Source organism: Geobacillus sp. Sah69 (genome assembly GCF_001414205.1).
Classification (GTDB): domain Bacteria; phylum Bacillota; class Bacilli; order Bacillales; family Anoxybacillaceae; genus Geobacillus; species Geobacillus stearothermophilus.
Window position 1 is genome coordinate 128045 of the sequence record NZ_LLKS01000025.1, and the last position, 14362, is coordinate 142406.

Sequence of the window (14362 nt, forward strand, 5' to 3'; positions counted from 1 at the left end):
GCCTGATCGAGTCAGTAACACGTAAAGCGAGACAACCTATGCAGTTGTATTGTTCTTTTTCTCCGCCAGCCGTTGCAAATGCAACGTCAAATAGACCGCCTCGGCATCGTCCGCCGGCAGATGAAGCGTTTGCTGCATGACCTTAACCAACTTCCATGCTAGATTATAGCACAATGGATACGCTTCCTTCAAGATTTTCGACAAATTTTTTGGTTCTTCGACTTTTTCGCCTTTTTTCATCCGCTCAATCGCATAGCGCAAATGGCGGACGAAACGCAAATAATGAACGCTCTCGCGGTCGATGTCAACGCCAAGCTGTTGCTCGACGATCTTGACAAGGTCAGCAATGAGCTGGGAATATCGATTCGCTTCCGACACGCTTTGTTTCGAAATCGCGCTATGAATATGAAGAGCAATAAAGCCTGTCTCCCCTTCAGGCAGGGAGACTCCGAGCTTTTGTTCAATCGTGCGGGCCACTTCATGGGCAATTTCATATTCCAACGGATACAAGCTTTTCGTCTCAGCCAAAAACGGGTTTTTGACGTCCAATCCTTGCTCAAGCCGCTTTAATGTAAAGGCGATATGGTCCGTCAGCGCCACATGGATGTGCTCGTCGAGCTGTGCGCCCACGCGTTGCTGAATATGTTGAACCACCTCGCTCATGAGGGCGATGAATTCTTCGCTCAATTCCGGAAGCAGCTTTTTGTATTGCTCTTGTTCGCGTTCGTTTTTGAGGACGAAACATTTTTCCACGGCACTTTCCGCAATTTCATCCCCCTTTTTTTTGCCGAAGCCGATCCCCTTGCCGAGCAGGACGACTTCGCCATACTGGGAGTGGAAAGCGATTAAAACGTTGTTATTGAGCGCCTTTTCCACACGGAACGACTGCTCCATCGGGCCCCCTCCTTTCCGTGCCGCCTGTCCGCCGTTCATCCACGTGACTAATTATAAATCGGAAAGCCGTCCTTCTCAATGAAAAAAAGATGGAGGTTTTTTGGATGGGAGGCTGTTCTTCTTTCCATACTATAGGGGGCGATGCCATGAAGGGGGAATTCGCATGCCATACATTTCCATCAACAGCCGCGTCCGTCTCTATTATGAAGAAAAAGGGAACGGAACACCGCTATTGTTCATCCATCCCCCTGGGATGGGGCATGTCGTTTTTTGCCGCCAAAAGCCGCTTGCCCGCGATTTTCGCCTCATTTTATACGACATGCGCGGCAACGGGCGAAGCAGTCCGTCGGATGGACCGATTACGGTGCCGCTGCTCGCCGATGACGTCTCGGTGTTGCTTCGCTCCCTCGGCATCGGGCGCGCGATCATTTGCGGCTACTCCAGCGGCGGGTCGGTCGCACTTGATTTCGCCCTTCGCTATCCACAGCATGTAAAGCAACTTATTTTGATTAGCGGATTTCCTGAAGTGTGTACCCCGCTGCTGTGGGGTGAGTTTTGGCTTGGCATTTCCGCCGCCAAACTCAGAGCCATCCCACTGCTCTCCTTGGCGCTCGCCCTCGGGCACGGAACAAACCAGCGCGAGCGGCGGCTGTTGAGGCGGTACGCCCAGATGGCCAACAAGCGGGATTTAGAGGCCGCGTATCGGGCTGGGCTCGTCTACCGCTGCACGGAGCAGCTCTCCTCCCTGCGCCTGCCGGTGTCGCTCATTTACGGAGCGCGCGACCGTTACATTCATTTCTATATCACCATATTTCGCCGCTATGTGCCGCATGCTGGTGTTGTGTTGATCGACCAGGCCTGCCATCAAATTCCGACCAAACATAGCGAGGAGTTAAATGGCATTTTGCGCATGTACGGCCGGCGGTGACCGATGGGAAGAAAGGAGGGGGAAGCATGTCGAAAAAAGGGAGACAAAACAAAGTAAGCCAAGAAGTGGCCAACCCGACCGTCTCGAAAACAGAGGCGGAAATGGCCAAAGACAGCGTTGACACCGCCAAGCAAGCGAAAAAAAACCGCTCATAGCGACAGCGAGGCTGCCCTTTTTTGGGGACAGCCCCGCTGTTTTGCCGCTATAGCGCCGGCCATCGGCCCGGCTGCCCACTTCGACGGCGACTAGGCCGTCCGGCGCACCGGATGAAGACGGCTGAAAATCATCTTCAATAACGGCGGCGTCACAACAGTCGTTACCAATACGACGATGATCATGACCGCAAACATGTTCCCATCAAGCAGGCCGGCTTCCAAGCCGATGCCGGCGATGATGAGCGCCACCTCACCGCGCGACACCATGCCAGCGCCGACCGCCAGCGAGCTTCCCCACGAAAATCCGGCCCATTTTGCCCCCAGCGCGGCGCCGACAAGCTTTGTCAAAATCGCGAGCGCACTCCAACCGACAATCAGCGGCCAATGCTCGACGATGCCGGAAAAGTCGGCCGCAACCCCGATGGAGGTAAAAAAGACAGGGACAAACAAAGAATAGGCGATCGTTTCCACTTTCTCAAATACTTCTTCCCGATAGTCCGTAAAACTCGCGCCAAGCCCGGCCATATAGGCGCCGATGATCGCCGCCACCCCCATCGCCTCAGCAAAATAGGCAAAGGCAAAACAGATGACCAGCCCGGCCGAGACAACCGCCTCTGTCACACGCAACGGGGCAAACCACTTTAATACGAGCGGGATGGCTTTCCAAGCGAGCAAAATGGCGACGGCAAAAAAAACAGCTTTTTTCAGCACGACCGCACCAAGCTCGACATCGCCGCCAGTTAGGCTTAATAAAAACGCCAAGGCAATGACGACCAGCACGTCGTCGATGACTGCCGCGCCAAGAATCGCTGATCCTTCCTTCGATTGCAGCTGTCCCATCTCTTTGAGCGCCTGCACGGAAATGCTGACGCTCGTTGCGGACAGCAAAAGTCCGAGGAAAAGAGCCGTGCCGGTTTCCATGCCGAACGCTGCGCCGGCCGCATACCCGGCGAGCAGCGGAACGAGAATGCCAAGCACTCCGACCGCCACAGCAGCTTTTCCAGTGCGCCGAAACTGGTCCATATCCGTCTCAAGGCCGGCGATAAACATAAGCAAAATGACGCCGATTTGACTTAACTCCTGCAAAAGATCCGTATCCTCGATCACACCGAACACGCTCGGGCCAAGCACAATGCCGATGAGCAGCTTGCCGAGCACGGCGGGCTGGCCAAGGCGCACGGCCGCATCACCGGCAAGTTTGGCGGCGAACAAAATGACCGCCAGTTGGGCAATCAACATCCCTTCACACTCCTTCGCTTTAAGTCTCTTTTTCGAATTACGTTTATCATGCGTGGAAGGTTTCACTTTTATCATTTCCCGAATTCAGGCCAAAACGAAACATCTCCCTTAGTTGTCTTACCGCTATCGACGCCGCGCCGGGCCAAGCCGGCAAACAAAGAAGCGTTTCATGTTCCAAACCGCTATGTGCCGACATTGCCTATGGTGATCGGCAAAGCATCGGCCTCTGCCCGCCGTGCAACTCGACTGTCTATCAGCCATCGATTGAGACGTTAGCCAAAAAAAAACAGACATCCTCGCTCTGCGTGGACGCCTGTTGTTATGACAGCGCATTTTGCCGGCCGTTTGCGGCTTTGACGCCGCCGGACGGAAACGTCAAATGAACAGTCGTTCCCTTCCCAACCTCGCTTTCGATCCGCATCGTTCCTTTATGTTCTTGAACGATTTTCATGCTTGTCGTCAGCCCGAGCCCCATTCCTTTTTCTTTCAAAGTGAAAAACGGTTCACCGATTTTCTGCAGCCGCTCTTTCGAAATGCCGACGCCGGTGTCGGCAACATCGACATAGATCTTCCCGTCCCCTTCCGCAACGTGGACGTATAAAATTCCTCCATCAGGCATCGCTTCGACGGCATTTTTCATAACGTTCAACAACACTTGAACAATTTGGTTTTGATCGCCGTACACACAAGCTTTCGGAGCGGTGTTATGGACGGAAATGGAAACGTTGTTCAACGTCGCCTCATGGCCAATCAAGCTGATGACATACGAAATGGCCTCGTCTAGCAAAAACGGCCGATAATCGTGGCTTTGCGGCTTGGCGAGCACCAGCAGCTCGCTGACAATTTGGTTGATGCGGCCGAGTTCACTTAACATAATGCGCATATAATGATCATTCACTTCGCGCGTTTCTTGCATCATCTGAATAAATCCTTTCATGGAGGTGAGCGGATTGCGGATTTCATGGGCAATGCCGGCGGCCAGCTCGCCAAGGACGGACAGCTTTTCTTTTTTCAAGAGCAGCTCCTCGGCAAGCTTTTGCTGGGTAATGTCGCGGCCGATCGTCAACAACCCTTTGCGCGCTCCGTTTTCGTCAAAGAGCGGCACTTTAATGACGTCAAACGTCTTCACTTCCCCATCCGGCGTCGCAAACGACTCCTCGCGGCGCGTCACCTTTCCGCTCTCCCACGCCTCGCGGTCTGATGCAATGCACTGCGCAAACGCTTCTTTAAAAAACGGCACAAGCTCGCCAAGCTCGCGGTCCGTCTTCCCGATATAATCGATCTGTTCGAGGCGGTACAGCCGCCGGCCAAAATCGTTGACGCGCAGCCATCGCCCCTCGCTGTCTTTAAAGCAAACGAAATCTGGCATCGAATTGATGAGCGTAAGCAGCTGCTGTTCATTTTCCTCGGTCTTTTCCAGCTGCTCGCGCTTTTTTAACAGCTGGTACAAAAAAATGGCCGAGAGCAAAATAAACACGGCCCCTTTGGCGGCGCCAAGCGCCATATATACATCGCGGCTGATCGACAGCATATTGAGCAGGGTGTCGGTGGCGGCAATCCATAAAATGCTGCCTATGATATATACTGCGATTACTTTTGTTTTGTTGACCACGTTGTCATCGAACCCCTAACACGCAAAGTCGCGGCAGCCACGGTCGCCCTCTAGGCTACATTTCCCGCGCCCAGCCGAGCAACCGCACGGCCAAGAGGGCGGCGCGCTCATGGTCAAGCCGCTTTTTTAGCGATGCCTCAAGCCGCTCGGCCACCGCCTCCGCCTCTTCCTCATAGGCGAACGAAAATGACCACTCAAGCGCCGGAATGGCAATCACGATATATTCTTCTTTTCGATTTTCGTAAATGTAGACATTAGCCGGAGCTTGTCCGTCCATCACCGGCGTTTTGCGGATTTTCATTTTTCCGTCCCACCTTTTCCTTTGAAACCGTCTCCATTTTGTTTATTTTAACAAACGCCCGCTCCCTACTCAATATAAATCATTTTCCTGGTCATTCCCCCGTCGATGACCAAATTTACCCCGGTGATAAAATCGTTTTTCTCATCGCATAAATACAGACAAGTTTGATCAGTCTTGCCAAACAAGGAAAATATGACCACAAGGCTATCAGTATTCCAAAATATCTTAAAAAAGATGGCTTTCATTCACTGATCATTGGCCAGATTCGTATAGACGGCAACAAATTCACGATACCGTATTCTCGCCTATTTAAAAAGACTCACAAGCCTATCACGATAACGATTCCGCCTGTGTTACTGGACAAAAAGATTAAGCAGATTGCAGGCGTGTTGATTATCCAATAAAATCCAAAGGGTATAGAAAAAAGAGCACCTTTCCTGTAGAATGTGAGTAACGACACAAACAAACCCAGGAGGTGCTCTCTATGAACAAGCATACCACACTCCCGAATTTGATGCAAAAACTTGTTTCGGATGAAGAGATTCAACTGATTGCCGAAGCGGTTGGGTATCGTGATTCGTCTCGAACCTTTACGTTGCGCGAGTTGATTCACTTCTTCCTGCTGGCCGCCATGCATCAATGGAAAAGCTTTCGCCACGGAGCCGATGTGGGGCCTCTGTATGGATTGCCGCGATTCCATTATTCCACAGTATCCAAGAAAGCGAAAGAAGTTCCCTATGACATCATGAAACGCTTGTTGGCGTTGATCATTTCCAAGTGCAACCGCCAAACCCGCCGCTCGCTTCGGTTTCCCAAACCGCTTCGGGTGGTGGATTCGACGACCGTCACGGTCGGGAAAAACCGCCTGCCATGGGCGCCATATCACGGCGAACGCGCCGGAGTGAAGCTGCACGTCGCGTATTCGCCGGAATCCTCGCTGCCGGCAGACGTGGTGGAAACCATCGGACTGCGTCATGATGGCCCGGTGGGAGAACAGTTGACGAACGCTCAACAAGTGCTCGTGGAAGACCGGGCGTATTTCAAAATCGAACGCCTCGATCGATTTGTGGAGCAGCATCAGCTCTTTGTCATTCGAATGAAGGACAACATCGAACTTCATCAGAAAAAAAGCTTGAAACGCCTTTCCAGCACATCCTCATCGGTTCAAGCCGACTTCACGTGCCAGTTGGGGACGAAACAATGCCGCTCCACCAAGCGTCACCGGGTAGTGATCTTTCGAGATGCGAATGGCCGCGACATTCGGGTCGTGACGAACCTCTTCCATGCGTCTGCGGAAACCATTGCCGACATGTACCAACAACGTTGGACTGTTGAGGTCTTTTTCCGTTGGGTGAAGCAATATCTGAATGTCCCGACCTTGTTTGGCACGACGGAAAATGCGGTATACAACCAACTGTTTGCGGCGTTCATCGCGTATGTGTTGCTGCGATGGCTGTATGATCAAACCAAAAAACAGACGAACGTCTCTCTTTCCTTCATTTCGTTCGTTCGCCGTTTTTTCTCTGGGCAGCTTCCTCTCGATTGGAAATCCGGGATGGCCGCTGCTTTGTTTGAGTATGCCCAAATTTATGGAAGGCGTATGTATAATTTTGGATAATCAACACTCGTGAGGTAAAACATTACTCGCTTGGAATGAAACAAAAGCTTGCCCTTGCTCAAGCCATTATGGAAGATCAACAAACACTTATTTTAGATGAACCATTTAATGCTTTGGATGCTGAAAGCGTTGAAAATATCCGCAATTTACTCCGAAAATTCAAGCAAGAAGGGAGAACTATTTTGCTTACCAGCCATAATCAAGAGGATATTGATATTCTTTGTGATGAAGTTTACAGAATCAACCACTTTAAACTTGAAAAAGTGAAGTAATTCCTACCATAGGGAAAAGGATAAATTTTTTGTTGAAATGGGAAAGAGGGACTGACTTCCAATCTGGCGAAGCGGTAGTAAGAGATAACTATTATAGCCGCATTATTCGCAAACTAATACCAAAGCACCTGAGAACAAATTTGGTATTATATAGATGCAACGAAGAAGTTTAACATATCCTTGACGGAAAAGCGGTTTGTCCATTTTCGACTGTCGAAGGCAAGCCATAGGCTTGCCCCGTCACGCCAAGGCGTGACGGAAGACCGAACAACCACCTGCTTCACAGACCCATATATGGGTCTGTGAAGCGGCGTTGTTCGGTCGCCTGACAGTCGATAAAGGCTGCAAATGGTAAATCTTCAAATTGCAGGTTCATCACCAAAAGTTGTACTTGTACCTGTCATGAAAGTATGTTAGCTGTTTCTAGCCGGACCCGCCATGCAAAACGCTGGATATTTCTGTATCCGTATCCCCCACGTTTCATCAGCTTGATCTTGTTATTTGTTCCCTCCATTTTCCCATTTGAATAAGGGGATAAAATGCACGATATGATTTCGTCTGTTCGTTTGACGAGTGATTTTGCGATGGCGCGAACAGCAGAACAAGGACAAAACAAATACCGATGAACCCAGGCGTTCAAACGACGTTTCGCTTGTCGCTCGCTTTGGCTTTTGGATACATAACGAAAATGTTGAAGGGATTGATAGGCAGCCTGCAAAGAATCGCTCTCTTTCTGCCACTTTCGCACCGTTTGGCGCTCCTCCTCGGTGAGTTTCTCGGGACACTGGGTCAATCAGCGGCAAACATACCGAACATGCCCGTGTTTCTTGTTCCCTTTTCCGAAGGATTGGCGGCATCGATCCAACGCTTCCGTAAACAATTGAATCACATGAAAATAATCGACCACATGCTTCGCTTCCAGACACCCCCCTTGAATGGCTTTTTTCATCGCTGGAGCCAAATCACTCACGACATACTGAACAGAACCAGACACAGGAGCCAACACACGTCCAATGGCTTCCTCGTTCTTTCCTGCTTCAACGGCATACACTTCTCCCGTTTCGGCATCCATGACTTCCACTCCGTAATCCTGTCCTTTTCGAAACGCAAACTCATCGACACAAACTGCCTTTGGTTGGATGTCATTCGATAGGAAGGGGCATGGGTATAAAACCAGCGTTCAACGGTCGTGTACGGAAGCTTGAGCATACGAGCCACCGCCTGAATGGATGTTCCGATGCAAGATTGCGCCACCCATTGCTGAAACGCATCCGTCGCTGCACTTCGAGGGGAAATTCCGGGATAAGACGTGCTGAATGTCATGCCACATGTACAACAACGTCTACGCTCCACAGGGAGTTCCACCCAAAAGATGCCGATCCGTTGAGCATACCCATGCATCCATTGCTTCTTTTTTCCTGTCATGTTGATCGTGCGTTTCAAGCAAACAGGACATAACGGGCATTGTTCGGGAAGAGAAAGTTCGGAAATCCAACGTTCTTCTTCTTTTCGCACCTTTTGAATCAAAACATCTGGTAAATCGATGAGTTCTTTGATAAACTGAGCGTACATGCGAATTTTCCTCCAATGGTTTGGACACCCCCATACAGGAAAATTCGCATTTTTTGTATCCTCTATTTTCCCTATGCATACCTATCTTAAAATCTCAAGTACAACTTGTGGTGAAGAGCCAAATTGCATCTATATAGCACCACGGGTTCAAATAAGAATTGCGATAGACCTTTTTGACTTGAACGTTCATAAGAGAAAAACTCCTTTACGTTCCTTGTGTGTCAAGGATTCATTCGACATCGGAACGAAAAAATCCTCCCGATTTTCGTCGAGAGGGTGCGAAATGTGAGGTTGAACATAGCTTCTGGCTGTTTTAAGCGAAGGCGGGACGCCTTTGCCTGCGCCGCCAAATACTGCTCTTTTGTCAATAGACCGGCCAGGCGGCCGCTCTCATCAACAACGGCGCGGAGCAGACTGCCGCCAAACGCGACCTCCTCAAGGCGCGCATGGACCGGAAGTGGCTGTGGCGGCCGCATACCTTGTCCATCCTGTTCTCCTTCTTTTTTCCATCATAAAACTTGTTTTTTCGATGAGAAAATTCATTGTCTTTTTTAAGAATTTCGTTATAATAAAGATTGTTAATGATAGTGATTTTCATTTTCTTAGTCCAAAAGGAGGTGGCCGCATGGTTCGCTTATATGCCGAGGAGCTCACCGTCCGCTATGACGACCGGACGATTTTTGAACGATTGTCCGTCCGCATTCCCGATCGGCAAATCACTGCCATTATCGGGCCGAACGGGTGCGGCAAGTCGACGCTGCTCAAGACGTTGACGCGCATCATTTCCCCACAATCGGGCGCGGTCATTTTAGACGGCCAAGCCATTTCCCAGCAACCGACGAAAGAGCTGGCGAAAAAAATGGCCATTTTGCCGCAGACGCCGGAAGCGACAAGCGGATTAACGGTCGCTGAGCTCGTCTCGTACGGCCGCTTTCCGTATCAAAAAGGATTCGGACGGCTGACAAAGCGGGATTATGAAGCGATTGACTGGGCGCTTGACGTCACCAAAACGGCCGACTTAAAGCACCGGCCGGTCGATGCGCTCTCGGGCGGGCAGCGGCAGCGCGTCTGGATCGCCATGGCGCTCGCCCAAGAGACCGACATCATCTTTTTGGATGAACCGACGACGTATTTGGACATCGCCCATCAGCTTGAGGTGCTCGAGCTGCTTGAGCGGCTGAACCAAGAAGAAGGGCGGACGATCGTCATGGTGCTTCATGACATCAACCAGGCGGCCCGCTTTGCCGACTATATCATCGCTATGAAAGCAGGAGCCATCATCAAGTCCGGGCGGAGCGAAGACGTTATCTGTCGCGAAGTGCTCCGCGACGTGTTCGGCATCGACGCCGACATCGGCCGCGACCCGCGGACGAACAAACCAATTTGCTTCACTTATCAATTGCTCAAGGAGGCTTATTCATCATGAGGAAAACATGGCTTGCATTGTTGCTGATGTTCGCGCTTGTGCTAAGCGCATGCGGCAACGCGGCGGACGATCAAAAGAACAACAGCGCTTCACCAAAAGAAAAAAAGACGGAAACGATTACATACCAATCGGAAAACGGACCGGTGGAAGTGCCGGCTAATCCGAAGCGCGTCGTCGTCTTATCGACGTTTGCCGGACATGTGCTGGCCTTGGACGTCCCCGTTGTTGGCGTGGATTCGTGGTCGAAAATGAGCCCGCTTTTTCAAGAAAAACTGAAAGATGCCGAAGTCGTGACCGATGAAGACATTGAAAAAATTATGGCGTTAAAACCGGACTTAATCATCGGATTATCCAATACGAAAAACGTCCACAAATTAAGCAAAATCGCGCCGACCGTCACCTTTACATACGGCAAAGTCGATTATTTGACACAGTTTTTGGAAATCGGGAAACTGTTGAATAAAGAAAAAGAAGCGAAAGCGTGGATCGACGATTTCAAACAACGGGCGCAACAAGCCGGGGAAGAAATCCGGGCCAAAATTGGCGAAAACGCGACCGTCACTGTAGTCGAAAACTTTGATAAGCAGCTGTATGTGTTCGGCAACAACTGGGCGCGCGGCACTGAGATTTTGTATCAAGAAATGAAGCTGAAAATGCCAAAAGCTGTAGAAGAACAGGCGCTCAAACCGGGCTACTATGCCGTTTCCCTTGAGGCGCTCCCGCAGTTTGTCGGCGATTATCTCATCTTAAGCAAAAACGACGACGGCGACACATCGTTTATGGAAACGAACTCGTTCAAAAACATCCCTGCTGTCAAAAACGGCCATATGTTTGTCGCCGATGCGAAGGCATTTTATTTCAACGACCCGATTACGTTAGACTATCAGCTCGATTTCTTTAAAAAGCATTTTTTAGGCCAATAACGACGAGACGGGGCGTTCATGGGCAGTGAATGTCCCGTCCTTCTTTGTGTCAAAGGGGGAGTCACCAATGGACGCAGACCGCCGGCGTTGGCCGTTTCGCTATATGTTTTTTCTGTCGCTTGGCCTGCTTGTCGCCGTTTGGTTTGGCTCGATGCGAGTCGGCGTCGCCGATACGACATGGAGCGACGTATGGCGGGCGTTGTTTTCCGATCAACAAAGCAAACAGCTTGATCTCATTCGCGAGCTCCGTCTGCCGCGCGAAACAGCGGCCGCCTTTGTCGGCGCCGGCCTTGCCGTCGCCGGAGCGATCATGCAGGGGATGACGCGCAATCCGCTTGCCGACCCCGGTCTCCTTGGCCTCACCGCCGGCGCAAACGCAGCGTTGGCCATGACAATGGCCTTTTTCCCTTCCGCCCATTATCTTTTGATCACGGTCGCCTGTTTGCTTGGTGCGGCCGCCGGGGCAGGGGCCGTCTTTGGCATCGGCGCCGCCCGCAAAGGAGGGTTTTCACCGCTTCGCATCGTCTTGGCCGGCTCGGCGGTTTCGACGCTTTTATTCGCCATCGCCGAAGGAATCGGACTGTATTTCCACATTTCCAAAGACGTCTCGATGTGGATGTCAGGCGGGGTGGCCGGAGCTTCATGGAAACAATTGTCGATCGTCATCCCGCTCATCACGACCGGGCTCGCTATTGCCGCATGGTATTCACGGCAGCTGACGATCCTTAGTTTGAGTGAAGACGTCGCGGTTGGCGTTGGACAAAAAACAACGACCGTCAAAACATGGCTGTTTTTCGCTGTGTTTTTATTAACAGGAGCGTCGGTCGCCATCGCCGGCAATATCACCTTTATCGGCTTAATGGTTCCTCACCTCGTGAGGGCAATAGCCGGCGCCGACTACCGGTTTGTCATCCCGCTGTCAGCGACTGTCGGCGCCAGCGCCATGGTGCTGGCCGACACGGCGGCGCGCACGGTCAATGCCCCGTTTGAAACGCCGGTGGCCGCCATCATCGCCGTCATCGGCTTGCCGTTTTTCCTCTTCGTCGTGCGGAAACAAGGGAGGGGCTTTTCATGAGAAAAAAAAGTTTTTCGCTCTTTGCCGTGCTTGCGTTGCTCATTGCCGCAACAGCGGCCGTCGCCTTAAGCACCGGCGATGCGCCGCTCTCATATAACCGCATCGTCCCGACACTATTGGACTACGGTTCGATGGAAGAGGAATTCATTTTGTTTTCCCTTCGCCTGCCGCGCCTTTTCATCACCTTGTTGGCCGGCATGGCGCTCGCCTTATCCGGGGCCGTATTGCAAGGCCTCACGCGCAATGACCTCGCCGACCCGGGCGTGCTTGGGATCAACGCCGGCGCAGGCGCGGGCATCGCCTTGTTCTTTTTGTTTTTTCCGATTGAGGCCGGAACATTTCTTTACGCCTTGCCGCTCGTTGCCTTCACCGGGGCGATTCTGACAGCAGTTGCCATCTATGCCGTCTCCTACAAGAAAACAACCGGGCTGCAGCCGGTGCCGTTTATCTTAACCGGCGTCGGCATGTCGATGGCGCTATCTGGGCTGATGATCGTCCTCATTTCCGCCGCCGACCGGACAAAAGTCGATTTTATCGCCCGCTGGCTTTCCGGCAACATTTGGGGCGATGATTGGCCGTTTATTTGGGCCGTGCTGCCGTGGTTGGCTGCGGGCACACTGGTGGCGCTATATCGGGCGAAGCATCTCAATATTTTGCACTTAGGCGACCCTGTTTCGATCGGGGTCGGCGTCCACGTCCGCCGCGAGCGGCTCGTGCTTATGACAACAGCTATTGCTGTCGCGGCCGCCGCCGTCTCTGTAACCGGGGGCATCTCCTTTATCGGCTTAATGGCGCCGCATATCGCCAAGTCGATCGTTGGCCCACGCCATGAGCGGGTCATTCCGGCCTCCATGCTCATTGGCGGCTGGCTGCTGCTTGCAGCTGACACGATCGGGCGCAACGTTCTCGCCGAGCCGCTTCCCGCCGGCGTCATCGTCTCCTTGATCGGCGCGCCGTATTTCATTTACTTGTTGTTAAAGCGTTGACATCCGCTGCCCGTTATGAGAACGGGTTCGAGCGATGACACCAGCCAAACAAAGACGCCGGTTCATAAAACCCGGCGTCTTTTCCAAAAGCGGACAACCGCAACCACAATGACAATCGCGATGATGATATAGACAACATCAGCGTACGCGCCAATCACATCGGATACTTTTCCCCACGACTGGCCGAGCGCCGCGCCGACGGAGATTAAAATCGCATTCCAAATGAGCGTCCCCAATACCGACAGCCAGACAAACAGCCCGATATTCATCTTCGCCATGCCCGCTGGAATGGAAATCAAGCTGCGTACAAGCGGAATCATGCGTCCGAAAAAAACGGCCCACACCCCGTAGCGATGAAACGTCCGGTTCGCCTTGGCAATATCTTCCGGCTTCACCCGTAGCCATCCGCCCCAGCGGTCAACGATCCGCTCAAGCCGCTCAACGGACAACAGCCGGCCGATCCCATACAGCACGATCGCCCCAACGATCGATCCCGCTGTCGCTGCCACAATGACGCCTGGCACCGTCAAAGACGTGTACGTCGTCATGAACCCGCCAAACGGCAAAATGACTTCCGACGGAATCGGCGGGAAAATATTTTCAAGCGCGATCATCAAAAAAATACCGATATATCCGAATTGCTCCATAAAATCAGTGATCCAAGCCTGCACGCGTTCTTCCTCCATTCACTCGTCCTTCGCTTATGTAGGATGTTTATGCAGCGTCAATGCAATCCTTTCCCTATCTTAACAGAAAACCGCCATTCCCCGCAAAACAAAAAGGCGCCCGAGTCAGTCAAGACTTTGTGGAGAACATTTTTTCGGTTCACTACGGGCGTTGTCAATCACTAGTTAGCGAACCATTTTCAGGAATTGATATCGTAAGCGCTTTCGGACTCTCATCCCTCATCTTGAAGTGATGATATTGTATTCCATTTTTTTACACCCAACCAAAATCCCGAAGCGCCGACAACGCTTGATGGATCGGCGTCCCGGATGACCGCTGCAGACACGGTAGATTCTGACGCACCACATCTGCCCACAACCGTCCTGCCTTCCGTTTGGCCTGTTCAACCCGCTTGGACTTCGTCGAGGCCGAGGCTGCCGTTCGGGTCTCTTCTTCCTCCACCAACTGCCCATTTCTCCGCCAAATCCCGTCGATTCGGGCTGCCATCGCCCTCAGAAACGCCCGAAGCCCTTGGTCTTTCCAGCTGCGGCGGGATTTCACCCGATGCGCAAACCGGCTCATCACGCTCTCGGCGTGGCCCATCGGACGCATGCCGGTCGTCTCCACCCCTTGCTCCGACAGCCACTCCCGATAGTCCCGGATGCATCCCGGCATCGACTCGATCCGACGGATCA

Annotated in this window: 14 protein-coding genes and 4 pseudogenes; 9 read left to right on the forward strand and 9 right to left on the reverse strand. The window is 52.1% G+C overall.

Annotated features, from left to right (window positions below; all coding sequences use genetic code 11):
- Nucleotides 1–36: 36 nt before the first annotated feature.
- Complete coding sequence (glcT, locus tag AP057_RS05240) at nucleotides 37–894, reverse strand: glucose PTS transporter transcription antiterminator GlcT (protein WP_055358224.1); 858 nt, start codon at nucleotides 892–894, stop codon at nucleotides 37–39.
- A gap of 163 nt (nucleotides 895–1057) precedes the next feature.
- Between glcT and AP057_RS05245 the strand changes: the two genes are divergently transcribed.
- Together AP057_RS05245 and AP057_RS18035 are read left to right on the forward strand one after the other, a co-directional pair.
- Entirely contained in the window at nucleotides 1058–1822 is a 765-nt protein-coding gene (locus AP057_RS05245) for an alpha/beta fold hydrolase (RefSeq protein WP_055358225.1), read from the forward strand.
- 26 nt (nucleotides 1823–1848) lie between these two features.
- Nucleotides 1849–1977 (forward strand): hypothetical protein, encoded by a 129-nt coding sequence (locus AP057_RS18035; RefSeq protein WP_255350130.1) that lies wholly within the window; start codon nucleotides 1849–1851, stop codon nucleotides 1975–1977.
- Nucleotides 1978–2067: 90 nt separating this feature from the next.
- On the opposite strand, the gene AP057_RS05250 is transcribed toward AP057_RS18035, so the two are convergent.
- The 4 genes and pseudogenes from AP057_RS05250 to AP057_RS17785 all read right to left on the reverse strand — a co-directional run.
- Complete coding sequence (locus tag AP057_RS05250) at nucleotides 2068–3216, reverse strand: cation:proton antiporter (protein ID WP_014195304.1); 1149 nt, start codon at nucleotides 3214–3216, stop codon at nucleotides 2068–2070.
- 319 nt (nucleotides 3217–3535) lie between these two features.
- Nucleotides 3536–4828, reverse strand: coding sequence for an ATP-binding protein (locus AP057_RS05255; protein WP_055358226.1), 1293 nt, complete (start codon nucleotides 4826–4828; stop codon nucleotides 3536–3538).
- 55 nt (nucleotides 4829–4883) lie between these two features.
- The gene (locus tag AP057_RS05260) at nucleotides 4884–5129 is read right to left on the reverse strand and encodes a YueH family protein (protein WP_011230486.1); all 246 of its coding nucleotides are present in this window, start codon (nucleotides 5127–5129) and stop codon (nucleotides 4884–4886) included.
- 65 nt (nucleotides 5130–5194) lie between these two features.
- Nucleotides 5195–5296: pseudogene (locus AP057_RS17785) on the reverse strand (3-ketoacyl-ACP reductase); the annotation flags it as partial.
- On the opposite strand from AP057_RS17785, the pseudogene AP057_RS17790 reads away from it, so the two are divergent.
- From AP057_RS17790 to AP057_RS05275, 3 genes and pseudogenes are all read left to right on the forward strand, one after another.
- Nucleotides 5294–5509: pseudogene (locus AP057_RS17790) on the forward strand (transposase); the annotation flags it as partial. The pseudogenes AP057_RS17785 and AP057_RS17790 sit on opposite strands and share 3 nt — an antisense overlap.
- 104 nt (nucleotides 5510–5613) lie before the next feature.
- A complete protein-coding gene (locus tag AP057_RS05270; RefSeq protein WP_015375695.1) occupies nucleotides 5614–6747 on the forward strand; it encodes an IS4-like element IS5377 family transposase in 1134 nt (377 codons plus the stop codon).
- Nucleotides 6748–6749: 2 nt separating this feature from the next.
- Nucleotides 6750–7019 (forward strand): annotated as a pseudogene (locus AP057_RS05275) (AAA family ATPase); the annotation flags it as partial.
- A gap of 400 nt (nucleotides 7020–7419) precedes the next feature.
- Here the strand turns inward: AP057_RS05275 and AP057_RS05280 are convergent.
- Nucleotides 7420–8591: pseudogene (locus AP057_RS05280) on the reverse strand (ISL3 family transposase).
- Between the two features lie 221 nt (nucleotides 8592–8812).
- Complete coding sequence (locus tag AP057_RS16935) at nucleotides 8813–9067, reverse strand: hypothetical protein (RefSeq protein ID WP_049625081.1); 255 nt, start codon at nucleotides 9065–9067, stop codon at nucleotides 8813–8815.
- 149 nt (nucleotides 9068–9216) lie between these two features.
- Between AP057_RS16935 and AP057_RS05290 the strand changes: the two genes are divergently transcribed.
- From AP057_RS05290 to AP057_RS05305, 4 genes are all read left to right on the forward strand, one after another.
- Nucleotides 9217–10017 carry an ABC transporter ATP-binding protein gene (locus AP057_RS05290; protein WP_049625082.1) on the forward strand — a complete coding sequence of 267 codons (801 nt, stop codon included), beginning with the start codon at nucleotides 9217–9219 and terminating at the stop codon, nucleotides 10015–10017.
- On the forward strand, nucleotides 10014–10940 hold the full coding sequence (locus AP057_RS05295) for an iron-hydroxamate ABC transporter substrate-binding protein (protein WP_049626652.1): 927 nt from the start codon (nucleotides 10014–10016) through the stop codon (nucleotides 10938–10940). Before AP057_RS05290 ends, AP057_RS05295 begins: the two co-directional genes overlap by 4 nt.
- Before the next feature lie 67 nt (nucleotides 10941–11007).
- Nucleotides 11008–12015, forward strand: coding sequence for an iron ABC transporter permease (locus AP057_RS05300; RefSeq protein WP_049625084.1), 1008 nt, complete (start codon nucleotides 11008–11010; stop codon nucleotides 12013–12015).
- Complete coding sequence (locus tag AP057_RS05305; protein WP_055358228.1) at nucleotides 12012–13001, forward strand: iron ABC transporter permease; 990 nt, start codon at nucleotides 12012–12014, stop codon at nucleotides 12999–13001. The genes AP057_RS05300 and AP057_RS05305 overlap by 4 nt, the downstream gene beginning before the upstream one ends.
- A 62-nt stretch (nucleotides 13002–13063) precedes the next feature.
- Here the strand turns inward: AP057_RS05305 and AP057_RS05310 are convergent, their stop codons facing one another.
- Together AP057_RS05310 and AP057_RS05315 are read right to left on the reverse strand one after the other, a co-directional pair.
- Nucleotides 13064–13672 (reverse strand): DedA family protein, encoded by a 609-nt coding sequence (locus AP057_RS05310; protein ID WP_049626655.1) that lies wholly within the window; start codon nucleotides 13670–13672, stop codon nucleotides 13064–13066.
- A gap of 268 nt (nucleotides 13673–13940) precedes the next feature.
- The coding region (locus AP057_RS05315; RefSeq protein WP_200910055.1) for a UPF0236 family transposase-like protein at nucleotides 13941–14362 on the reverse strand (422 nt) is incomplete at its 5' end.